This window comes from Symbiopectobacterium purcellii (genome assembly GCF_052050035.1).
Lineage (GTDB): Bacteria > Pseudomonadota > Gammaproteobacteria > Enterobacterales > Enterobacteriaceae > Symbiopectobacterium > Symbiopectobacterium purcellii_A.
Map to the genome: position 1 here is coordinate 2,621,941 of NZ_CP189882.1, position 21,750 is coordinate 2,643,690.

The window sequence follows — 21,750 nt, forward strand, 5'->3', positions numbered from 1 at the left end:
GATTGAAGTAAATTTTACGCTGTTCTGAGATGGAAATTCCAAAGACCGGCGCTAAGGAGTAAGAAGGTATCATCAATAAAGGGTCTACGATTCCGTAAAATTTGGGTCATGCAACCGAGGCGCTTGATACCCGCGATGGCGTGTTCAACTGTAATACGGATGCCCGAGATTATTTTATTTTCTTGTTTTTGTTCAGGCGATAAAGGTCTTTTTCGAGTTCCTTTTTTTGGGGTTTGTGTATTAGGATGCTGTTTATCTATACCTTGAAAACCGGTATCTGCCCAGATGGTTACCTCAGGAGGAATATGGCGAATTATATCGACTTTATCGAGTAAGCGTTTATCGTGACGGCGCCCATTTTTGCTCATGGGGATAAATCCAACTTGCCTTGTTTCGTCAGTCATAATAAGCCCTTTTCGAGTGGTCTGTCTTTTCTTTCCCGAATACATTTTTTTTCGCCGACGCAGATTCTTAGGCTTTTGGACAGGTCGCTCTGTCCCATCAATAAAGACGTCTTTAACTCCAGGAAAGGCGCGAAAAAATTCCTCAGCAGAGCGAATTTGACGAGCGGGCAAAACACATTCTCGCCCCAAGGTCATCTCTAAAACCGGCAATAATATTTTTACCCAGCGACATACCCGTGTTCTATCTAAACCAAAAAGAAGTCCTTGCAAATCATAGGTCGGATAACATTTTAAATACAATAAAATAAAAAGCAGTTTATCTAATGGGGTTGGGATAAATCCTTTCTGCCCTGCACCCATCTGCCGCTCGTGATCTTTTCGATTCTTTTTCCGATAAATCAAATAACAAGCTGAAAATTCAGCGGCTAAATTTTTCAATTCTTCGACTGATAATCCAATGATTGCTTTACATAAACGATTATCTCGTAACAACCGCTCTTTGTTGATCATTTCAAACCTTTATTCTCTAAGTTAAACCTCTTTTTATTCTCAATAGCCTGACAAAAAATGCAAGTCTCTATTCAGCAACTAGTTTATTGGCGCGAAACAGCCCGGTTGGCCTGACTTCTTCGCTCTGCCCATCACGCTGGAACAACCAGCGGCACGGCACTGTAGGTGTCCATTCGCCGTACACCAGACAAGCGTGACGCGCCAAATCACTGGGTTTCTCTGGGAACCCGTCTCGTGCCACATAAGTGGGTGAAGCGCAGGCAATCGCCCCATTACAACTCGAAACGCAACAAAACGGTAGAGGCTTATGCCACCAGTAAGTGCGTTAAAAATACCTCATTGGGGGAACGATAGCCCAGCGATTTTCTGCCCCTTGTATTGAGTATGTGTTCGAGTTCGGCAATCTTACGATGACTGACCTGACTGTGTAGTGGTCAACTAAATTTGGCCACCCTACCTGACTGTTGATGGAACAGCCGTTCTGATTCATTTGGTGTTAACCCACCGTTATACCAGTGAGGTCTGACATCGCTATAATAATGGGTTATGTAGCGAATAATGGATGATTGAGCAGTACTAAAGCTTTGGTAGCCAGTCGTGAGAGTGTAAAAAGATCTGTGTAAATGGCATTTTGAGGAAAACCTTCAGAGGACAAAAAAATGCCTATCAGCAACGAACTTATTGACCAACTGCTTCAGGATTGCCACTCCCCTCAGGAGCTTCTGGGTGAATCAGGCCTACTCAAGGAGCTGACTAAAAGACTGGCGGAACGGGTTCTTCAAGCTGAGATGGAGATACACCTTGGGTATGCTAAGCATGACCCGGCTGGTAATCATTCAGGCAACTCCCGCAATGGCAAGACCTCCAAGAGCGTACGTAGCCAAAATGGGGCGCTCGAGCTCGATATTCCGCGCGACCGCAACAGTACCTTCGAGCCGACACTGATCGGTAAGCACGAAAAGCAGCTTAACGGCTTCGATGACCGCATTATTTCTCTCTATTCCAGAGGGCTATCAACCCGTGATATTCAGGCTCACTTTAAAGAAGTCTACGGGGTCGATGTTTCCGCTGGCTTCATTTCTCAAGTGACCAATGCCGTGATGGATGACGTTAAGCGCTGGCAGCAACGGCCGCTGGATGCGTTTTATCCCATTGTTTACCTTGACTGTATTGTGGTCAAAAGCCAGAACGGCGGAGCCGTGACCAACAAGTCTGTTTACTTGGCTCTAGGCATCAACGGCAAGGGCGAAAAAGAGCTGCTGGGGCTATGGATAGCCAAAACCGAGGGGGCCAAGTTCTGGTTATCTGTAATGATAGAACTGAAAAATCGTGGGCTACAGGACATCTTCATCGCCTGCTGCGATGGCCTGAACGGCTTTCCTGATGCCATTGAAGCTGTTTACCCGCATACGCGGGTACAGCTCTGCATCGTGCATCAGGTGCGGAACTCGCTGCGCTACGTCGGCTGGAAAGAGCGTAAAGCCGTTGCTGCTGACCTCCGCACTATCTATAGTTCCGCAACGCTAGAGGGCGCTGAAGAGGCCCTGGATGCCTTCGCGGCCAAATGGGATGAGCAGTTCCCGACGATCAGCCCATCGTGGAGAAATAATTGGGAACGTCTCATCGTCATTTTTGATTTTCCGCCGGAGATTCGCAAGGTTATCTACACCACCAACGCGATAGAGTCGTTAAATGCTTCATTGCGCAAGATAACGAAAACGCGACGAATATTTCCAACGGATGACTCGGTGCTAAAATTATTCTATCTAGCCTTGCATAATATCTCGGCTAAATGGACCCTACCAATCAGAGACTGGAAACCTGCTATGAGCCAATTCATGTTGATGTATGGAGATCGGATTTCCGGTTAAGCGATGGAGCCATTTACACGAAATTCTTTACAGACTCCCGTTGAGTCGGTTGCACCAATTCGATTCGTGCGTGCCAGCTAAAAGTGCAGCAAGCCAAAATATAACTTTTTATTAAAAATCAATTAACCTTTATCCAGAGAACGCCTTTTCTCTTTATTCTGGAAATACCTATCTTTTAGGTCTGCGCTAATGGGCAATCGCGCTTACCGATAAGCGCTGGTGGTATTTTTTGCGTTTTAAAATGTTTAATGCTGCGAAAATGCGGTTAATCCCTATTTTTATTTTCCGTCTCCTGACACCAGCCGTTATCGCACCGAAAGTTACATTTTGGTCATTACCGCTGTTTGTACCGTGGTAAAGTGGCCTCCACCAGGGGGGATAGCATTAGAACCAGGTTTCCATCTGTACGCCAAAATTCCACTCGCCACCGGCGACAAAGCCATTGCTGCCAAAACCGTCGCTGTTGCCACCGTTAGTATGGTTGGCATAGTTATCCAACCGACGATCCCAATTCATCCAGGTGGCAAACAGGCTAACCTCTGGGCGTTTGAGGAATTCACCAATGTCGCCAGCTTTTAGCGTCGGTGCGACGGTAAGTTTATAGAAGTTACCGCTTACCCCATTGCGGCTGTTGTAGCCCTGTGGCCGCAGATCCATATATTGATAGCTGCCCTCGTATTGCATCTCAATGTTACTGGTGATTTCCTGAATCAACCGGAGATTAAGGGTTGCCCACGCGTAGCTATCCCCTTTTACATAGCGATCCTTGCTGGTTTGTGCCAGCAGTGCAGGCGCAATGTGCCAGCCATCGCCCAGCGGCGTGATGCCGTAGCTCGCCAATCGCCAGGTACCTGCATCGGGCAATAGCGCACCGTCAGAACCTATCGACTTCACTTCTGCCCATAACCCGTGCCCATATAGCAGCGCCGTTTTGGATGTACCTGCGCGCATACCATAAAAACTGTCACTGTGAAGCCCAAACAGGGCGTGGACCCCGTTGTTAGCAGCATCCCCCTTCACCAGATGGTTATCCACATCGCGCCGTGCATCGTTATCCTTAGCACGTATACCACTCACCATTGTAGTGGTTGAATAATCAGGACACTAAACTTACATCCAAAACGGAGGTGTTTAGTGAACCATAAACGACAATTTACCCCTGAGTTTAAAAAGGAAGCCGTTGCCCTGGTAACAGAGCAGGGCTATACGATAGCCAGGGCAGCAGCATCGCTGGGCATAAGCAACAAAACCCTGCATACATGGCGCTGGCACGCGAGCAGAGCAACGGCGTACTCAGCGATGATGAACGTGCAGAGTTAAAACGGTTACAAAAGGAAAACAAAGAGTTACGTACAGAGAAGGAGATACTAAAAAAGGCGAGTGCCTTCTTCGCGAAACATATGTCGTGAGATACCGGTTCATTCTCGACAATGCCACTGACTTCAGCGTTCGTACACTCTGTCGGGTCATGCGTGTGACGGCCTCGGCCTGGTATGCATGGCGAAAAAAGCCCGCCGAACCGCTGCAAAAAGACGTGGAGGTCCGGGTCAGGTTAAAGGCGCTGTTCGCCGCCAGCAAGCAGGGAGCAGGAAGCCGGACGCTGGTCAAAAGGCTTCGTGGAGAAGGCATCATAATCAGCCGCTGGCGGGTGAGGAAACTCATGCAGGAAGAGGGGCTGGTCTGCCGACAGCGCCGGACTTATAAGGTCACGACAAAACCCCGCCCGGGTGCAGAGGTGGCCCCAAACCTGCTGAACCAGAATTTTAACCCGCCGGGGCCAAATCAGGTGTGGGCGAGTGACATCACGTATCTGAAGACCGGTGAAGGCTGGCTGTATCTGGCGGCTATTATGGATTTGTACTCCCGGCAGATAGTGGGCTGGCAGGTGGACAGACGGATGACCTCATCGCTGGTCTGCGGGGCCCTGATGAAGGCATATAACCTGCGAACTCCCCCGCCGGGCCTGGTGGTGCATACGGACAGGGGGGCGCAGTACACGGGACAACGCTTTCAGGCGCTGAGGAGCAGTATGGGAGACGTGGGTGCCTGCTGGGATAATGTGGTGATGGAGCGCTTCTGGGGCAATCTGAAACATGAATGGTTGCTGCTGGTACCCCAGCCAACACGGGCTTACATGGAGCAGGATGTGGCGACGTATATCCGCTACTACAACCTAGACAGGCATCATGCCGCTAACGGGGATCTGTCTCCGGTGCGTTATGAACAAATGGCTGAGAAAAAAGTGTCCTGATTTACTTGACCAGTGCAGGGCGCGCTGGGTATGGAATGTACGCCAGTATCTGCTGTCTGCATGGGAGTCTCTTGTTCTGCCGCCGCAGCTGGCTCACATCCGGGATTATGATGAATGGAAGCGCTTTATCCTCAGCCAGGGGAAAAATGAGCAGGGAGAGATTTACTGGCACGTGTATTTTGTGAAGCCGACGAAACATCACCGGCAGACAGCAAAGTACCTGGGCCGGTACCTGAAAAAACTGCCTGTGTCGGGTGCGCGACTGGCACACTACGACGGGGGAAGCCGCATCACCCTGCGTTTTCTGGATCACCGGACGGGGAGGCATGAAGACCTGGCGCTCAGTCAGCGTGAGCTGATACTGCGGCTGATAAAGCATATACCGGAGAAGCATTTCCGGATGGTGCGTTACTTTGGTTTTCTGGCTAACCGCGTAGTGGGAAAACTGTTGCCTCTGGTGAGAAAAGCCCTGGGGCAGGATAATGTGAAAAAAGCAGCGCCAGTGGCATACACAACGCTGAGTCAGGGATTACTGAATACAGACCCGTTTGCCTGCCTGCTGTGCGGGGCAAAAATGGCGTTCAGCCGGGCGCTGCCGGCAACGGCCCTGGAGAAGCGAATCGCGAACGCCGGGGAGATAGCGCGAATGCGTTACGTTGGATAATGCGGGGAAGCTCTGCCTGGAATTCGGCGATGTAATCAAAAAACGCGCAATGTGTTCAAAAATCACCCAAACACAGAGGCATTCACGATAAAAAAGCCGGTTTTCATCGTTGCCAGCCCCCGAAATCAGGGGCCCCAAAAAGTTTGAAATTCCTAGGCGTTGAACGACTGCGCACCAGCACCGCAGAGATAGCATCTCCTGCGGGCCATATCACCATTTCACTGGGCGTCTCCCTGTGGCGCGCGGACAAAAGCGGTGATTTTACCATCGATCAGGCGCTCAAATTGGCCAACAAAGCGCTCTACCGCGCCAAGCAGGAAGGCCGTAATCGCGTGGTGCTGGCCCCGGGTGTTTGAAGATAGCGGGTGTGAAGATAATACTAGACTATAACTGTATATATAACCATACTTAATACTTCTCTCTTGACTGAGGTATTCACGCGTGGTGCAGGCGTCTCAGGGGTTTATTCTTACCCGCCACTGGCATGACACCCCCGCTGGCATTCAGATTGATCTCTGGCTCGCCACGGAGGATGGGCCGGTGCTGGTTGCTTTGCCCCCTCAACAGGCAGTGGCCTTTATTCCCGCGCAGCAGCAGGCACGTGCTGAAGTGCTGCTGAGTGCCGATACCTCTGCGCCTCGTAAGCAGCGTCCCCCCTCGTTGCGCCCCCTGATCTTGCACGATTTTCACCATCAGCCGCTGCTGGGCCTCTATTGCTCCCATTACCGCCAACTGTTGGCGCTGGAAAAACGGTTACAGGAAGCTGGCATTACCGTTTATGAAGCGGATATCCGCCCGCCCGATCGTTATTTGATGGAGCGCTTCATCACCGCCCCCGTGTGGTTCAGCGGCCAGCCTGCCGGGCCGAACGCGGTAGTTCACGCGCAGATTAAGCCCTGCCCTGACTATCGACCCCCATTAAAGCTGGTATCGCTGGATATCGAAACCAGCCGGCACGGTGAGCTTTATTGCATCGGGCTGGAAGGGTGTGGGCAGCGTCAGGTGTATATGCTGGGCCCAGAGCCCGATGGTGTGCCGTCTGACGCTGAATTTACACTAGAATACGTCAGCAGTCGCCCGCAATTGCTGGAGAAACTCAACGCCTGGTTTGCAGAGCACGATCCCGATGTCATCATCGGTTGGAATCTGGTGCAGTTTGACCTGCGCGTACTGCAAAAGCATGCCGAGCGTTATCGTATCCCGCTGCGCTTGGGTCGGGGTAATCAGGAGCTGGAGTGGCGCGAGCACGGTTTTAAACAGGGACATTTCTTTGCCAGTACGCCAGGGCGGCTGATTGTAGACGGCATTGAAGCCTTGAAATCAGCTACCTGGAATTTTCCTTCGTTCAGTCTGGAGTACGTGTCCCAGACGCTGCTGGGTGAAGGCAAACTGTCAGATAATCCCTACCAGCGCATGGATGAAATCGAGCAGCGCTTTGCACACGATAAACCCGCCCTCGCCCGCTATAACCTTCAGGACTGTGATCTGGTCACGCGTATTTTTGAAAAAACCGAGCTGATGCCGTTCTTGCTGGAACGCGCCACCGTCACCGGATTGGCGGCAGATCGCAGCGGCGGGTCGGTCGCCGCATTCAGTCACCTGTATCTGCCGCGCATGCATCGCCTTGGCTACGTCGCCCCTAATCTGGGTGAGGTTGCCGTCGAGGCGAGCCCCGGCGGCTTTGTGATGGATTCATCTCCTGGGCTGTACGACTCGGTGTTGGTGCTCGATTATAAAAGCCTGTATCCCTCAATCATCCGTACCTTTCTTATCGACCCGGTAGGGTTGATTTGCGGCATGCAGCAACCGGATGACGACGCCTCAGTGCCCGGCTTTCGCGGTGCCCACTTCTCGCGCCAGCAGCACTGCCTGCCTGCTATTGTCGAGCATATCTGGCAGGGGCGCGATGCCGCCAAGCGAGCGGGGAATAAACCGCTGTCGCAGGCGCTGAAAATCATCATGAACGCGTTCTATGGAGTACTAGGCGCCAGCGGCTGCCGTTTCTTCGATCCGCGGCTGGCTTCCTCCATCACCCTGCGCGGCCATGAGATTATGCAGCAAACCCGTGCCTTGATTGAGTCGCAGGGCTATCAGGTGATCTACGGTGATACCGACTCCACCTTCGTCTGGCTGAAACGCGCGCACGAGAATGATGAAGCCATCGAGATAGGCCATAAGCTGGCCCAGTTGGTCAATCACTGGTGGCAAAACCACCTGCAACAAACGTTAGGGCTGACCAGCGCGCTCGAATTGCAATTTGAAACCCACTACTGCCGCTTTTTGATGCCCACCATTCGCGGCGCGGAACAGGGTAGCAAGAAACGCTATGCGGGAATGGCGCAGACGCCAGACGGGGAAAAAATGGTGTACAAAGGGCTGGAAACGGTGCGCACCGATTGGACGCCACTGGCGCAGCAGTTCCAGCAACAGCTTTATGCGCGGATTTTCCGCCAACAGCCGTATCAAGCCTGGCTGCGAGAATATGTCGAAAAAACCCTAAGCGGAGAGTTTGACGATCTGCTTGTCTACCGTAAACGGCTGCGTCGTCCACTGAGTGATTACCAAAAAAACGTACCTCCACACGTGCGTGCCGCCCGACTCGCTGACGACTACAACCTCCAGATAGGTCGCCCACTCCAATACCAGAATGGCGGTTGGATCAGCTATGTGATGACGCTCAACGGCCCGGAGCCTTTGGAAACCCGGCATTCCACGCTGGACTATACTCACTACGTTGAGCGCCAACTGCAACCGGTGGCTGATGCTATTCTGCCGTTTTTACAGGATGATTTTTCCAGCCTGATCACCGGTCAGATGGGATTATTTTAAGCGTTGAATGGATGACGAATGCCGCGCCTTCCATTACCATACCCCTCTTTTAATGCCTGACTGAAAACGGGTATGCAGTACCACCACTAATCATCCATCTCCAAAGGGATTAACGACAGGCTCTGTCCGACATGCCCGACAATGACAAATATCGAGCTACGAATTTATGCTTTTTACACTTGGTCAACGCTGGATCAGCGATACGGAAAGCGAGCTGGGACTGGGCACGGTTGTTGCTCTGGATGTACGCATGGTCACACTGCTTTTTCCTGCAAGCGGAGAAAATCGCCTCTATTCGAGAAGCGATGCTCCGATCACCCGTGTCATGTTTAATTCTGGCGATACCGTCACCAGTCACGAAGGCTGGCAGCTCAGCGTCACTGAAACCCGCGACGAAAACGGGCTGATCGTTTATATCGGTGAACGCCTTGATGACGGCACGCCGGCAGAGCTGCGCGAAGTGATGCTGGACAGTAAGTTGACCTTTAATAAGCCGCAAGACCGCCTGTTTGCCGGCCAGATCGATCGTATGGATCGCTTTGCCCTGCGCTATCGCACGCGTTTGCACCAACAGGCTCAAGCATTGCAGCCGTGGGGAGGCCTGCGTGGTATGCGCGCCAGCCTGATCCCCCACCAGTTGCACATTGCACGCGAAGTCGGTCAGCGCCACGCGCCGCGCGTGCTGCTGGCTGATGAAGTGGGTCTGGGCAAAACCATTGAAGCTGGGATGGTTATCCACCAACAACTGTTGGCTGGCCGCGCTGAACGTGTGCTGATTGTGGTGCCGGAAACCCTGCAACATCAGTGGCTGGTGGAGATGCTGCGCCGCTTTAACCTGCTGTTATCCCTGTTTGATGATGAACGCTATGCCGAGGCCCGACTCGACAGCAGTAACCCATTTGAAACCGAGCAATTGATCATCTGTTCCCTGGGTTTTGTTCAGAAAAATGCGGCACGCTTTGAACAACTGCTCGCGGCCCATTGGGATTTGATGGTGGTCGATGAAGCGCACCATCTCGCCTGGAGCGAAGCTGCCCCAAGCCCTGAATATCAGGCGATTGAACAGTTGGCGCAGCGCATACCTGCCATGCTGTTACTGACGGCGACCCCTGAGCAACTCGGTCAGGAAAGCAACTTTGCTCGCTTGCGACTGTTAGATCCAAACCGTTTCCACGACTACCGTGAATTCGTTAAAGAACAGCAGCAGTATCGTCCGGTGGCGGATGCCGTTGCGCTACTGCTTGCCGATGAAAACCTCAGCAAAGATGAGATGAACCTGCTCACCGAATTGCTGAGCGAGCAAGACTGCGAACCGCTGCTCAAGGCTGTCAATAGCGACACCGCCGATCGCCACGCTGCACGGCAGGAGCTGATTGCCATGCTGATGGACAGACACGGCACCAGCCGCGTGCTGTTCCGCAATACGCGCCAAGGTGTAAAAGGCTTCCCGCAGCGTGTGTTGCACCAGATCAAGTTACCGCTGCCCGCGCAATACCAGACGGCCATTAAAGTCTCCGGCATCATTAGCGGCGGTAAAACGCCGGAAGCGCGCGCGCGTGACATGCTGTACCCGGAGCAGATTTACCAAATGCTGGAAGGGGACGATGCCACCTGGTGGAACTTCGATCCACGCGTTGAGTGGCTGCTCGGCTATCTGACGGCCAATCGCGACAAAAAAATATTGGTGATTTGCGCCAAAGCCGCCACAGCCTTGCAGCTTGAGCAGGTATTGCGCACGCGTGAAGCCATTCGCGCCGCCGTATTCCACGAAGGGTTGTCTATCCTTGAGCGCGATCGCGCGGCGGCCTATTTTGCCTCGGAAGAAGATGGGGCGCAGGTGTTGATCTGCTCGGAGATCGGTTCAGAAGGGCGTAACTTCCAGTTCGCCAGCCACCTGATCATGTTCGATCTGCCGTTTAATCCGGATCTGCTGGAGCAACGTATCGGACGTCTGGATCGTATCGGACAGACGCAAGAAATTCAGGTGCTGGTGCCCTATCTGGAAAATACCGCGCAAGCGCTGCTGGTGCGCTGGTATCATGAGGGACTCGATGCCTTCGAACATACCTGTCCAACGGGCCGTACCATTTATGATGCCCATTATGACACGCTGATTGAACGCCTGAGTGCTCCCTCAGAAAGCGACGGGTTGGATGAATTTATTCGCGCATGTCGTCAACAGCACGATGCCCTGAAAACGCAGCTCGAACTCGGCCGCGATCGCCTGCTGGAAATGCACTCTAACGGGGGTGAAACCGCGCAGGCGCTGGCTCAATCCATTGAGGAACAGGACAACGACGTTAATCTGGTCACTTTCGCCCTGAATCTGTTCGACATCGTCGGCGTGAATCAGGAAGACCGCAGCGATAATCTGATTATTCTGACACCTTCCGATCATATGCTGGTGCCGGATTTTCCCGGCTTGCCGCAGGATGGCTGCACCATCACCTTCGAACGTGAGCAGGCGCTGTCGCGGGAAGATGCACAGTTTGTCAGTTGGGAACATCCGCTGATCCGCAACGGTATGGATCTGATTTTGTCCGGTGATACCGGTAGCTGTGCCGTATCGTTGTTGAAAAACAAAGCGCTGCCCGTGGGCACATTGCTGGCTGAACTGGTCTACGTGGTCGAAGCACAGACACCGAAGCAGTTGCAGCTGACGCGCTTCCTGCCGCCGACACCGCTGCGTTTACTGATGGATCGCACAGGCAAGAATCTGGCTCCGCAGGTGGAGTTTGAAAGCTTTAACCGCCAGCTCAATGCTGTGAACCGCCACACCTCCAGCAAGTTGGTGAATGCCGTGCAAGCTGACGTTCACAGTATGTTGCAGCAGGCCGAACCCTTGGTTGCCGCACAGGCCCAGCAGTTGATTATCGACGCGCAACAGCAGGCCGATCTGCAACTGCGTCGCGAACGGGAACGACTGGAAGCCCTGAAAGCGGTTAACCCGAATATCCGCGACGATGAACTGCTAGCGCTGGAAACACAGCGGGAACAGGTATTGCTCAATCTGCATCAGGCCAACTGGCGACTGGATGCCATTCGTTTGGTGGTGGTCTCTCACCAGTAGTCAACAATGCCGGCGGCAACGGCCTCTCCGTTGCCGCCGCAGGAGCCATCATGGAACCCTATAACCCGCCCCTCGATCCCTGGCTGCACGTGTTGTATCAGGATCAACATATTATTGTGGTCAACAAGCCCAGCGGCTTGCTCTCCGTGCCCGGCAGAGCGCCTGAGCATCACGACAGCACGATGAGCAGCATTCAGCGGGATTTTCCTCACGCAGAATCCGTGCATCGCCTCGATATGGCCACCAGCGGTGTGATTGCCGTCGCGTTGACCAAAGCGGCCGAAAGGGAGTTGAAGCGCCAATTTCGCGAACGCGAGCCAAAAAAATCCTATATCGCACGGGTATGGTGCTGGCTGGAGCACGATGAAGGCTTGATCGATCTGCCACTGATTTGCGACTGGCCCAATCGCCCCAAACAGAAGGTCTGTTTTGAGCAGGGAAAACCGGCGCAAACCCAGTATGAGGTACTGGCACGCGAGGCCGATGGCACCACGCGTGTGAAGCTGATGCCAATTACCGGGCGCTCACACCAACTGCGCGTGCACTTGCTCGCACTCGGACACCCGATCCTCGGTGACGGTTTTTACGCCCATCCAGAAGCCAAAAAGCGTGTTGCTTAATAGTGAAATAAGGGTGTTTCGGTGATTGAAGTAAATTTTACGCTGTTCTGAGATGGAAATTCCAAAGACCGGCGCTAAGGAGTAAGAAGGTATCATCAATAAAGGGTCTACGATTCCGTAAAATTTGGGTCATGCAACCGAGGCGCTTGATACCCGCGATGGAGACTGTAAAATAATCTGTGTAAATGGCATTTTGAGGAACACCTTCAAAGGATAACAAAATGCCTATCAGCAACGAACTTATTGACCAACTGCTTCAAGATTGTCACTCCCCTCAGGATCTGCTGGGTGAATCAGGCCTACTCAAGGTGCTGACTAAAAGACTGGCGGAACGGGTTCTTGAAGCTGAGATGGAGATGCACCTTGGGTATGCTAAGCATGACCCGGCAGGTAATCATTCAGGCAACTCCCGCAATGGCAAGACATCCAAGAGCGTACGTAGCCAAAATGGGGAGATCGAGCTCGATATTCCGCGCGACCGCAACAGTACCTTCGAGCCGACACTGATCGGTAAGAACGAAAAACAGCTTAACGGCTTCGATGACCGCATTATTTCTCTCTATTCCAGAGGGTTATCAACCCGTGATATTCAGGCACACTTTAAAGAAGTCTACGGGGTCGATGTTTCCGCTGGCTTCATTTCTCAAGTGACCAATGCTGTGATGGATGAAGTTAAGCGCTGGCAGCAACGGCCGCTGGATGCGCTTTATCCCATTGTTTACCTTGACTGTATTGTTGTCAAAAGCCAGGACGGCGGAGCCGTGGCCAACAAGTCTGTTTATCTGGCCCTCGGCGTCAACGGCCAGGGCGAAAAAGAGCTGCTGGGGCTATGGATAGCCAAAACTGAGGGGGCCAAGTTCTGGTTATCTGTGATGACAGAACTGAAAAATCGTGGGCTAAAGGACATCTTCGTCGCCTGCTGCGATGGCCTGAAAGGCTTTCCTGATGCCATTGAAGCTGTTTACCCGCATACGCGGGTACAGCTCTGCATTGTGCATCAGGTGCGGAACTCGCTGCGCTACGTCGGCTGGAAAGAGCGTAAGGCCGTTGCTGCTGACCTGCGCACCATCTATAGTTCCGCAACGCTAGAGGGCGCTGAAGAGGCCCTGGATGCCTTCGCGGCCAAATGGGATGAGCAGTTCCCGACGATCAGCCCGTCGTGGAGAAATAATTGGGAACGTCTCATCGTCATTTTTGACTTTCCGCCGGAGATCCGCAAGGTTATCTACACCACCAACGCAATAGAGTCGTTAAATGCTTCATTGCGCAAGATAACGAAAACGCGACGAATATTTCCAACGGATGACTCGGTGATAAAATTACTCTATCTAGCCTTGCATAATATCTCTGCTAAATGGACCTTGCCAATCAGAGACTGGAAACCTGCTATGAGCCAATTCATGTTGATGTATGGAGAACGAATCTCCGGTTAAGCAATGGAGCCATTTACACAAAATTCTTTACAGACTCCCGCGATGGCGTGTTCAACTGTAATACGGATGCCAGAGATTATTTTATTTTCTTGTTTTTGTTCAGGCGATAAAGGTCTTTTTCGAGTTCCTTTTTTTGGGATTTGTGTATTAGGATGCTGTTTCTCTATACCTTGAAAACCGGTATCTGCCCAGATGGTTACCTCAGGAGGAATATGGCGAATTATATCGACTTTATCGAGTAAGCGTTTATCGTGACGGCGCCCATTTTTGCTCATGGGGATAAATCCAATTTGCCTTGTTTCGTCAGTCATAATAAGCCCTTTTCGAGTGGTCTGTCTTTTCTTTCCCGAATACATTTTCTTTCGCCGACGCAGATTCTTAGGCTTTTGGACAGGTCGCTCTGTCCCATCAATAAAGACGTCTTTAACTCCAGGAAAGGCGCGAAAAAATTCCTCAGCAGAGCGAATTTGACGAGCGGGCAAAACACATTCTCGCCCCAAGGTCATCTCTAAAACCGGCAATAATATTTTTACCCAGCGACATACCCGTGTTCTATCTAAACCAAAAAGAAGTCCTTGCAAATCATAGGTCGGATAACATTTTAAATACAATAAAATAAAAAGCAGTTTATCTAATGGGGTTGGGATAAATCCTTTCTGCCCTGCACCCATCTGCCGCTCGTGATCTTTTCGATTCTTTTTCCGATAAATCAAATAACAAGCTGAAAATTCAGCGGCTAAATTTTTCAATTCTTCGACTGATAATCCAATGATTGCTTTACATAAACGATTATCTCGTAACAACCGCTCTTTGTTGATCATTTCAAACCTTTATTCTCTAAGTTAAACCTCTTTTTATTCTCAATAGCCTGACAAAAAATGCAAGTCTCTATTCAGCAACTAGTTTAAAGCCTTGGCACCGCGTCTGCTGCTGCACGCACAGGAACTGGCTATTACGCACCCCGCGTTTGGTACGCCGATGCATTTTCGCTGTGAGCCTGATTTTTAAGGTAATCTGGAAAAACGCGGGAAAAAGGGAAGGACGTTATTTGGCGGCGTGGCTGCTTTTCAAAAACTCATAGGCGGCCTGAATGTCTTGCGCCTTGCGTTTTGCCATGTCCATCATGCGCGGCGAGAGCCACTTACCCGCCAGTTTATCAGGGTGGTGCTCATTCATCAGTTTACGATAAGCGCGTTTTACCGTAGCCGCATCATCCCTGGTGCGCACGCCCAGCGTTCGGCAGGCGCTCTCAAGCGTCGGTCCGCGCGTATAAGGCGCCTGCTGGCGCTGCCCGCCCTGCGATTGCCCACCATATGACTGGCCGCCGTAGGATTGATTGCGGCGCTGGTAGGATTTGCCATTCTGCTTTGATTGGTGTTGCTTCGATTGGCCCTGTTGCTGAGACTGGCGCTGTTGCCCTTCCATATTACGCATGAAAAATTCGAACTGTTCACGCGTCACGCCCAACTCATCCGCAAACACGTACAGCAACCGCCGTTCGTTCGGGTGCAGCGCACCGTCGTTAAACGCAACCTGAAGCTGGATATCGAGAAACATTCTGATCATATCGAAGCGGTCCAGGCAGGCATCGCGCAGCTTACGCAGTTTGGTGCGTACCGGGAATGCATTTGATTTCCCTTCACGAAAGGCCTGCTGAGCCGCCAAGCGAGCCTCACCAAACAGCTCCAGACGGTCCATCATCAAGGTGGCAGCATGAATATCCGCTTCGGTGACGCGCCCTTTGGATTTGCTCAGGTGCCCCATAGCCTGGAAGGTAGTGAGAAAAAACAGCGACTGTCGGGTAGACTGTGCAGAGAAATAATCACGGCGACGCGCAGCCCTGGCTCTATCAACCATATGGCCCATCAGCACGCCCGTAATCACACCCCACACGCCGCCGCCGGACATAATACCCAGTATCAAGCCCAGCAACTTGCCCCAATAGCGCATATACTTCCTCAAATCCTCATGCCGTCGGCCAAAAATTGCTTTATCATACCCGTCATTTAGCGTTGCACCTAACGGCAGAGCAGAGAAACAGTGGGGAATTTACACTGGCGCAACGTAAGCCAGTGATATAGTCTCTGACCGTTTGCCGGCATGATGCCCTTGATGACGGAACACCGATACCGCGTATGAAAAAATGTTTTCCAACTCTGCTGGCCACCTTGATTGGGTCGGCGCTCTACAGCCAACATGCGTTGGCCGATCTTGCCGCCCAATGCCGGCTTGGAGTTCCTACGTTCACACGGCCGCTGGTCACTGGCGAGCCTAATACGCTCCCGGTACATATTCATGCGGACAAAAGCGAAGCTAACTATCCGGATAACGCCCGTTTCCTGGGTAACGTCAACATTGAGCAAGGCAACAGCCGCTTGCAGGCCGATCAGGTTGAACTGCGCCAGACCGGCACTGATGCCGCGGGTGCCCCGGTTCGCACCATCACCGTCACCGGCAATGTCAATTATGATGACAACCTGGTCATCCTGAAAGGCCCCAAAGCCTGGTCTAACCTGAACACGCGAGATACCGACGTATTTCAGGGCGATTACCAGATGGTTGACCGTCAGGGTCGTGGCGATGCCGATAAAATGCAAATGCGCGGTGACAGTCGCTATACCATTCTGGAAAACGGTTCTTTCACCACTTGCCTGCCGGGTGATGATAGCTGGAGTGTCGTCGGTTCGGAAGTGATCCATGACAGGGATGAGCAAGTTGCTGAAATTTGGAATGCGCGCGTCAAAATTGGCGACATCCCGGTCTTCTATAGCCCTTACCTGCAACTGCCGGTAGGTGACAAGCGCCGCTCCGGCTTTTTGATCCCGAATGCCCGCTACAGCGGCAGCAGCGGCTTTGAACTGATCACGCCCTACTACTGGAATATCGCCCCCAACATGGATGCGACCATTACACCGCACGTTCTGACAAAGCGCGGCGTACAGTTGCAAAACGAGTTCCGTTATTTGGCCGCACCGGGCACCGGTACGGTGCAGTTGGACTGGCTGCCGAATGACAGAGCCTATCGTCGTGACAATGAAGACGACAAAGATACGCGCTGGCTGTTGCACTGGCAGCACGACGGTATCATGGATCAGGTGTGGCGCTTTAACAGCGATTACACCAAGGTCAGCGATATCAACTATTTCAAAGACCTCGATTCTTCTTACGGCTCCACGACCAGCGGCTACGTGAAACAAAAATTCAGCGTCGGCTATGCCAACCAGAATTGGGACGCGACGTTATCCAATAAACATTTCCAATTGCTGGAGGCCAACACCAACAATGATGTTTACCGCGCCGAGCCCCAACTCGATCTCAACTACTACCGAGAGGATATCGGCCCGTTCGATATGCATCTTTATGGGCAGGCGGTAAAATTTACCAACATGAACAACAACCGTCCCGAAGCGACGCGTTTTCATGCTGAGCCAACGATCAGTCTGCCATTAACCAACCAGTGGGGTAGCCTGAACACCGAAGCGAAGGTGATGGCGACCCATTATCAACAAACCAATCTGCAACGCTTCCGCGCCGATCCCAACCCGCAAATCAGTAACATCAAGCGCGATGCGCTGAAAGACTCGGTCAATCGCGTTTTGCCGCAGTACAAAGTTGACGGCAAACTGGTGTTTGAACGCGAAATGGATTGGTCCAACGCCTTTACCCAAACGCTGGAGCCGCGCGTCCAGTACCTGTACGTGCCTTACCTCGATCAGAGCAGCATTTACACCTATGACTCTACGCTGCTGCAAAACGACTACACCGGCCTGTTCCGCGACCGCAGTTACAGCGGTCTGGATCGCATCGCGTCGGCAAATCAGGTTGCAACCGGTTTGACCACCCGCGTTTATGATCAAAATTTGGTGGAACGTTTTAATGCTTCCGTCGGTCAAATCTATTACTTCGATCGCCCAAGAACCGGGGACAGCACCACGGTCATGGATAAAAGCGACAATAACGGCAGTCTGGTGTGGGCCGGTGACAGCTATTGGAAGATTAACGATCTGTGGGGCATGCGCGGCGGTTTGCAATATGACACGCGCCTCGAGAGCATTTCTCAGGGCAAAGCCGTGCTGGAATACCGGCAGGATAGCGAGAAACTGGTGCAACTGAACTACCGCTATGCCAGCAGGGAATATATTCAAAACTCCGTGCGGAATCTGTTGGCAAGCCGTGCCTATCAGCAGGGCATTTCACAAGTGGGGTTCACCGCCGCCTGGCCGATTGCCGACCGTTGGTCCGTGGTCGGGGCGTATTACTACGATACCAAAGCGAATCAAACCGCCAATCAGCGTATCGGTTTTCAATACAACACCTGCTGCTGGGCCGTCAATATGGGCTACGAGCGGAAAATTACCGACTGGAACACCAATCGGCAATCCAGTGAGTATGACAACAAGTTCTCGATCAACATTGAGCTGAGTGGTTTAAGCAGCAATGAAACGTTGGGTGCGCAAAAAATGCTGCGCTCAGGTATTCTGCCTTATCAGCGCGCCTTCTGATGCGTTCATGCGCGCATGGAATGAACGGTAACACATCAACTTTTAATCCGCTTTGCGGGTGAAACTAACGGGAAAGGTATGAAGAACTGGAAAACGCTTATCCTCGGACTGGCCCTCAGCGCCAATGTAGCCGTAGCCGCGCCAGAGGTTGTTGATAAAGTCGCCGCCGTCGTGGACAACAGCGTCGTGCTTGAAAGTGATGTCAGCACGCTTTTACAGTCCGTGAAGATGAATGCGCAGCAAGCGGGACAACAGTTACCGGATGAAAGTACGTTGCGCCACCAGATCCTCGATCGTCTGATTATGGATAACATCATTTTGCAAATGGCAAAAAAGATGAATATACAGATCGGTGACGCGCAGTTGGATCAGGCCATCAACAATATCGCGGCACAAAACCGCATGACGCTCGACCAGTTGAAAAGCCAGTTGGCCTATGAGAATCTGACCTACAGCGCCTATCGCAACCAGATTCGCAAAGAGATGACCATTGCCGAAGTCCGTAATAACGAAGTGCGTCGCCGCATCACCGTCCTGCCGCAGGAAGTTGACGCGCTGGCGAAACAGATCGCCAACCAGACCGGTGAAGACGCTGAACTGAATCTGAGCCACATTCTGATCCCGCTCGGAGAAAACCCGTCGCAGCAGCAGGTGGACGATGCAGAAAACCTGGCTAACTCATTGGTACAACAGTTGAAAGGTGGAGCCGACTTCGCCAAGCTGGCGATCGCACATTCTGCGGATTCACAGGCGCTGAAAGGCGGCCAAATGGGCTGGAGCAAACTTCACGAGATCCCTTCCCTGTTCGCTGAACGCCTGACTCAAGCCCAAAAAGGCCAGGTGGTCGGCCCGATCCGTTCCGGTGTGGGTTTCCACATTTTGCGCGTTAACGATATTCGCGGCAGTGACAAATCGGTTTCCGTTACTGAAGTGCATGCACGCCACATCCTGTTGAAACCGTCCGTCGTGATGAACGACAGTCAGGCACAAGCAAAACTGGAAGAAGTGGCACAGCAGATCAAACAGGGAACGACCGATTTTGCGGCGCAGGCAAAACAGCTTTCGCAAGATCCCGGTTCGGCCAATCAGGGCGGCGATCTGGGATGGGCAACGGCGGATATGTACGATCCGTCATTACGCGATGCACTGATGAAACTGCGCAAAGGAGAAATCAGTGCCTCGGTCCACTCCTCATTCGGCTGGCACTTGATCCAACTGTTAGACACGCGTCAGGTCGACAAAACCGACTCTGCGCAGAAAGATCGTGCTTACCGTATGCTGTTTAACCGTAAATTCTCTGAAGAGGCGCAAACCTGGATGCAGGAACAACGTGCAGCCGCTTACGTGAAGATCGTTAACGGCAGCGACAGCAGCTCAGCACAATGACCACAGCCACGTCTCGTATCGTTATCGCCCCCGGCGAACCCGCCGGGATTGGTCCGGACCTGATCATTCAACTGGCCCAGCGCGACTGGCCGGTAGAATTGGTGGTATGCGCCGACCCGGCGTTGTTGCGCAGTCGAGCAGCATTGCTGGGCCTGTCGCTAACGCTGCGAGACTACCAACCCGGTACCCCCGCGAGCGCGCAACGTGCCGGCTCGTTGACAATATTACCGGTTGCATTATCCGCAGAGGTTTCCCCCGGCGAACTTAACGTCGATAACGGCCTGTACGTCGTAAACACGCTAGCTCGCGCCTGTGATGGTTGCCTGAGCGGAGAATTTGCCGCACTCGTGACCGGCCCTGTGCATAAAGGCATCATCAACGATGCCGGTGTGCCTTTTAGCGGACACACCGAGTTTTTCGCCGATCGCAGCGGCTGCGAAAAAGTGGTGATGATGCTGGCGACCGAGGAAATGCGGGTGGCGCTGGCGACCACGCACCTGCCGCTGGCCGACGTTTCCAGTGCCATAACCCGCGACAGCCTGCATGAGGTGATTGCGATTTTGCAGCGCGACCTCCAGCAGAAATTCGGCTTGGCACAGCCGTGCATTTACGTGTGTGGGCTCAATCCCCATGCGGGTGAAGGCGGCCATATGGGACGAGAGGAGTTGGATGTCATCATTCCTGCGCTGGATGAACTGCGCACGCAGGGGATGAATCTGGTGGGCCCGCTGCCCGCAGATACGATATTCCAACCCAAATACCTGAAAGAAGCAGACGCCGTACTGGCGATGTATCACGATCAAGGGCTGCCGGTATTAAAATACCAGGGGTTTGGTCGAGCGGTTAACATTACGCTAGGCTTACCCTTTATCCGAACCTCTGTCGATCACGGCACCGCGCTCTCTCTCGCGGGAACGGGTGACGCAGAACCGGGCAGCTTTATCACGGCATTGCAGCTTGCCATCAACATGACTCAACACCATAACGAAACACCGTAATGAATAATCGCGTCCATCAAGGCCACTTTGCCCGTAAGCGTTTCGGGCAAAACTTTTTAAACGATCAGTTCGTGATCGAAAGTATTGTCTCCGCCATTCATCCCCAGGCCGATCACGCCATGGTGGAGATTGGTCCCGGCCTCGGCGCATTAACGCTGCCCGTTGCCGAGCACCTTACCCAGTTTACGGTTGTCGAGCTGGACCGTGACCTGGCGGCTCGATTAACGGTGCATCCGCAACTCAAAGATAAACTTACCGTTATTCAGCAAGATGCCATGACGGTGAATTTTGCCGAGCTGTCGCAGCAGATTGGTCAGCCCTTACGCGTTTTTGGTAACTTACCTTACAACATATCAACGCCGTTGATGTTCCATCTGTTTAGCTATACTCACGCTATTCGCGATATGCACTTTATGTTGCAAAAGGAAGTGGTGAACCGCCTTGTCGCTGGCCCGAACAGCAAAGCCTATGGCCGGTTAAGTGTGATGGCACAATACTACTGTCAGGTGATCCCGGTGCTTGAAGTGCCACCTACCGCGTTTACACCACCGCCCAATGTGGATTCTGCTGTCGTGCGTCTTGTTCCTCATGCCGTACAGCCTTATCCTGTTGCTGATGTCCGCGTGCTGAGCCGTATTACGACAGCCGCCTTTAACCAGCGCCGCAAAACGTTGCGCAATAGCCTGGGTAATGTGTTCAGCGTCGAGCAGCTTGTCGCGTTAGAGATTGATCCCGCTGCACGTGCGGAAAATGTCTCTGTAGAGCAATACTGCCGGCTGGCCAACTGGCTGTCTGAGCATCCGCCAACGCAGGAATAACTGGAAGTGTCGCGATGATTAATACGCCCCGTGTTTGTGTTCAGGTCCAGAGTTTTTATGTTGAAGCGCAGTCCGAGCCCGATGAGAGCCGCTTTGTCTTTGCTTACACCATCACAATCCGCAATCTGGGGCGTAATCCTGTCCAACTTATTGGGCGTTATTGGATGATCACCAACGCCAACGGGCGTCAAACCGAAGTTCAAGGCGAAGGCGTGATCGGGGAACAACCGGTGATCGAGCCTGGCAGTGAATTTCAGTACACCAGCGGTACGGTGCTGGAAACGCCGCTGGGCACCATGGAAGGCCATTACCACATGGTCGATCATCAGGGCGATGCCTTTCAGGTTCCTATTTCTGTTTTTCGTTTAGCGATCCCCTCACTAATACATTGATG

General features: G+C 52.5%; 16 protein-coding genes and 4 pseudogenes. 14 read left to right on the top strand and 6 right to left on the bottom strand.

The window, feature by feature from the left end; genetic code table 11:
* Nucleotides 1-14: 14 nt before the first annotated feature.
* Complete coding sequence (locus tag ACQGXV_RS18415; RefSeq protein ID WP_440867141.1) at nt 15-914, bottom strand: transposase family protein; 900 nt, start codon at nt 912-914, stop codon at nt 15-17.
* Between the two features lie 67 nt (nt 915-981).
* Nucleotides 982-1,119 (bottom strand): hypothetical protein, encoded by a 138-nt coding sequence (locus ACQGXV_RS18420; RefSeq protein ID WP_440867142.1) that lies wholly within the window; start codon nt 1,117-1,119, stop codon nt 982-984.
* A gap of 454 nt (nt 1,120-1,573) precedes the next feature.
* Here ACQGXV_RS18420 and ACQGXV_RS18425 point away from each other — a divergent pair, with 454 nt between their 5' ends.
* The gene (locus ACQGXV_RS18425) at nt 1,574-2,785 is read left to right on the top strand and encodes an IS256 family transposase (protein WP_440867143.1); all 1,212 of its coding nucleotides are present in this window, start codon (nt 1,574-1,576) and stop codon (nt 2,783-2,785) included.
* Nucleotides 2,786-3,169: 384 nt separating this feature from the next.
* Here ACQGXV_RS18425 and ACQGXV_RS18430 read toward each other — a convergent pair.
* Nucleotides 3,170-3,865: pseudogene (locus ACQGXV_RS18430) on the bottom strand (carbohydrate porin); the annotation flags it as partial.
* A gap of 54 nt (nt 3,866-3,919) precedes the next feature.
* On the opposite strand from ACQGXV_RS18430, the pseudogene ACQGXV_RS18435 reads away from it, so the two are divergent.
* From ACQGXV_RS18435 to rluA, 6 genes and pseudogenes are all read left to right on the top strand, one after another.
* Nucleotides 3,920-5,036: pseudogene (locus ACQGXV_RS18435) on the top strand (IS3 family transposase).
* Nucleotides 5,005-5,700, top strand: a complete 696-nt coding sequence (locus tag ACQGXV_RS18440) for a transposase (RefSeq protein WP_440867144.1) — start codon at nt 5,005-5,007, stop codon at nt 5,698-5,700. Before ACQGXV_RS18435 ends, ACQGXV_RS18440 begins: the two are co-directional and overlap by 32 nt.
* A 143-nt stretch (nt 5,701-5,843) precedes the next feature.
* Nucleotides 5,844-6,056, top strand: a complete 213-nt coding sequence (locus tag ACQGXV_RS18445; protein ID WP_440867145.1) for a diguanylate cyclase domain-containing protein — start codon at nt 5,844-5,846, stop codon at nt 6,054-6,056.
* Nucleotides 6,057-6,141: 85 nt separating this feature from the next.
* Nucleotides 6,142-8,529, top strand: a complete 2,388-nt coding sequence (locus ACQGXV_RS18450; RefSeq protein ID WP_440867146.1) for a DNA polymerase II — start codon at nt 6,142-6,144, stop codon at nt 8,527-8,529.
* A 166-nt stretch (nt 8,530-8,695) separates the two neighbouring features.
* A complete protein-coding gene (rapA, locus tag ACQGXV_RS18455; protein ID WP_440867147.1) occupies nt 8,696-11,599 on the top strand; it encodes an RNA polymerase-associated protein RapA in 2,904 nt (967 codons plus the stop codon).
* A 50-nt stretch (nt 11,600-11,649) separates the two neighbouring features.
* A pseudogene (gene rluA / locus ACQGXV_RS18460) lies at nt 11,650-12,204 on the top strand (bifunctional tRNA pseudouridine(32) synthase/23S rRNA pseudouridine(746) synthase RluA); the annotation flags it as partial.
* A 52-nt stretch (nt 12,205-12,256) separates the two neighbouring features.
* Here the strand turns inward: rluA and ACQGXV_RS18465 are convergent.
* The gene (locus tag ACQGXV_RS18465) at nt 12,257-12,454 is read right to left on the bottom strand and encodes a hypothetical protein (RefSeq protein WP_440867148.1); all 198 of its coding nucleotides are present in this window, start codon (nt 12,452-12,454) and stop codon (nt 12,257-12,259) included.
* Here ACQGXV_RS18465 and ACQGXV_RS18470 point away from each other — a divergent pair.
* Nucleotides 12,441-13,652 carry an IS256 family transposase gene (locus tag ACQGXV_RS18470; protein WP_440864265.1) on the top strand — a complete coding sequence of 404 codons (1,212 nt, stop codon included), beginning with the start codon at nt 12,441-12,443 and terminating at the stop codon, nt 13,650-13,652. The two genes, ACQGXV_RS18465 and ACQGXV_RS18470, sit on opposite strands and share 14 nt — an antisense overlap.
* On the opposite strand, the gene ACQGXV_RS18475 is transcribed toward ACQGXV_RS18470, so the two are convergent.
* The gene (locus ACQGXV_RS18475) at nt 13,649-14,473 is read right to left on the bottom strand and encodes a transposase family protein (protein ID WP_440867149.1); all 825 of its coding nucleotides are present in this window, start codon (nt 14,471-14,473) and stop codon (nt 13,649-13,651) included. The genes ACQGXV_RS18470 and ACQGXV_RS18475 overlap by 4 nt on opposite strands.
* An 85-nt stretch (nt 14,474-14,558) precedes the next feature.
* Here ACQGXV_RS18475 and ACQGXV_RS18480 point away from each other — a divergent pair.
* Nucleotides 14,559-14,660: pseudogene (locus tag ACQGXV_RS18480) on the top strand (bifunctional tRNA pseudouridine(32) synthase/ribosomal large subunit pseudouridine synthase RluA); the annotation flags it as partial.
* A 36-nt stretch (nt 14,661-14,696) separates the two neighbouring features.
* Here the strand turns inward: ACQGXV_RS18480 and djlA are convergent.
* Nucleotides 14,697-15,602, bottom strand: coding sequence for a co-chaperone DjlA (gene djlA, locus ACQGXV_RS18485; RefSeq protein WP_440867150.1), 906 nt, complete (start codon nt 15,600-15,602; stop codon nt 14,697-14,699).
* Nucleotides 15,603-15,787: 185 nt separating this feature from the next.
* Here djlA and lptD point away from each other — a divergent pair, with 185 nt between their 5' ends.
* The 5 genes from lptD to apaG all read left to right on the top strand — a co-directional run bounded on the left by lptD (nt 15,788) and on the right by apaG (nt 21,748).
* Nucleotides 15,788-18,154 (top strand): LPS assembly protein LptD, encoded by a 2,367-nt coding sequence (gene lptD, locus ACQGXV_RS18490; RefSeq protein WP_440867151.1) that lies wholly within the window; start codon nt 15,788-15,790, stop codon nt 18,152-18,154.
* Nucleotides 18,155-18,232: 78 nt separating this feature from the next.
* Nucleotides 18,233-19,540, top strand: coding sequence for a peptidylprolyl isomerase SurA (surA, locus tag ACQGXV_RS18495; protein WP_440867152.1), 1,308 nt, complete (start codon nt 18,233-18,235; stop codon nt 19,538-19,540).
* Nucleotides 19,537-20,538: a 4-hydroxythreonine-4-phosphate dehydrogenase PdxA gene (pdxA, locus tag ACQGXV_RS18500; protein WP_440867153.1), complete on the top strand. Its 1,002-nt coding sequence runs from the start codon at nt 19,537-19,539 to the stop codon at nt 20,536-20,538. The genes surA and pdxA overlap by 4 nt, the downstream gene beginning before the upstream one ends.
* Nucleotides 20,538-21,356, top strand: a complete 819-nt coding sequence (gene rsmA / locus ACQGXV_RS18505) for a 16S rRNA (adenine(1518)-N(6)/adenine(1519)-N(6))-dimethyltransferase RsmA (protein WP_440867154.1) — start codon at nt 20,538-20,540, stop codon at nt 21,354-21,356. The genes pdxA and rsmA overlap by 1 nt, the downstream gene beginning before the upstream one ends.
* Before the next feature lie 14 nt (nt 21,357-21,370).
* The gene (gene apaG / locus ACQGXV_RS18510; protein WP_222158235.1) at nt 21,371-21,748 is read left to right on the top strand and encodes a Co2+/Mg2+ efflux protein ApaG; all 378 of its coding nucleotides are present in this window, start codon (nt 21,371-21,373) and stop codon (nt 21,746-21,748) included.
* Nucleotides 21,749-21,750 lie beyond the last annotated feature (2 nt).

What these genes read in the sequence shown, in the direction of transcription:
- ACQGXV_RS18415 (WP_440867141.1), bottom strand. Translation starts at nt 914, where the DNA reads ATGATCAACAAAGAGCGGTTGTTACGAGATAATCGTTTATGTAAAGCA.
- ACQGXV_RS18425 (WP_440867143.1), top strand. Translation starts at nt 1,574, where the DNA reads ATGCCTATCAGCAACGAACTTATTGACCAACTGCTTCAGGATTGCCAC.
- ACQGXV_RS18440 (WP_440867144.1), top strand. Translation starts at nt 5,005, where the DNA reads ATGAACAAATGGCTGAGAAAAAAGTGTCCTGATTTACTTGACCAGTGC.
- rapA (WP_440867147.1), top strand. Translation starts at nt 8,696, where the DNA reads ATGCTTTTTACACTTGGTCAACGCTGGATCAGCGATACGGAAAGCGAG.
- ACQGXV_RS18470 (WP_440864265.1), top strand. Translation starts at nt 12,441, where the DNA reads ATGCCTATCAGCAACGAACTTATTGACCAACTGCTTCAAGATTGTCAC.
- ACQGXV_RS18475 (WP_440867149.1), bottom strand. Translation starts at nt 14,473, where the DNA reads ATGATCAACAAAGAGCGGTTGTTACGAGATAATCGTTTATGTAAAGCA.
- djlA (WP_440867150.1), bottom strand. Translation starts at nt 15,602, where the DNA reads ATGCGCTATTGGGGCAAGTTGCTGGGCTTGATACTGGGTATTATGTCC.
- lptD (WP_440867151.1), top strand. Translation starts at nt 15,788, where the DNA reads ATGAAAAAATGTTTTCCAACTCTGCTGGCCACCTTGATTGGGTCGGCG.
- surA (WP_440867152.1), top strand. Translation starts at nt 18,233, where the DNA reads ATGAAGAACTGGAAAACGCTTATCCTCGGACTGGCCCTCAGCGCCAAT.
- pdxA (WP_440867153.1), top strand. Translation starts at nt 19,537, where the DNA reads ATGACCACAGCCACGTCTCGTATCGTTATCGCCCCCGGCGAACCCGCC.
- rsmA (WP_440867154.1), top strand. Translation starts at nt 20,538, where the DNA reads ATGAATAATCGCGTCCATCAAGGCCACTTTGCCCGTAAGCGTTTCGGG.
- apaG (WP_222158235.1), top strand. Translation starts at nt 21,371, where the DNA reads ATGATTAATACGCCCCGTGTTTGTGTTCAGGTCCAGAGTTTTTATGTT.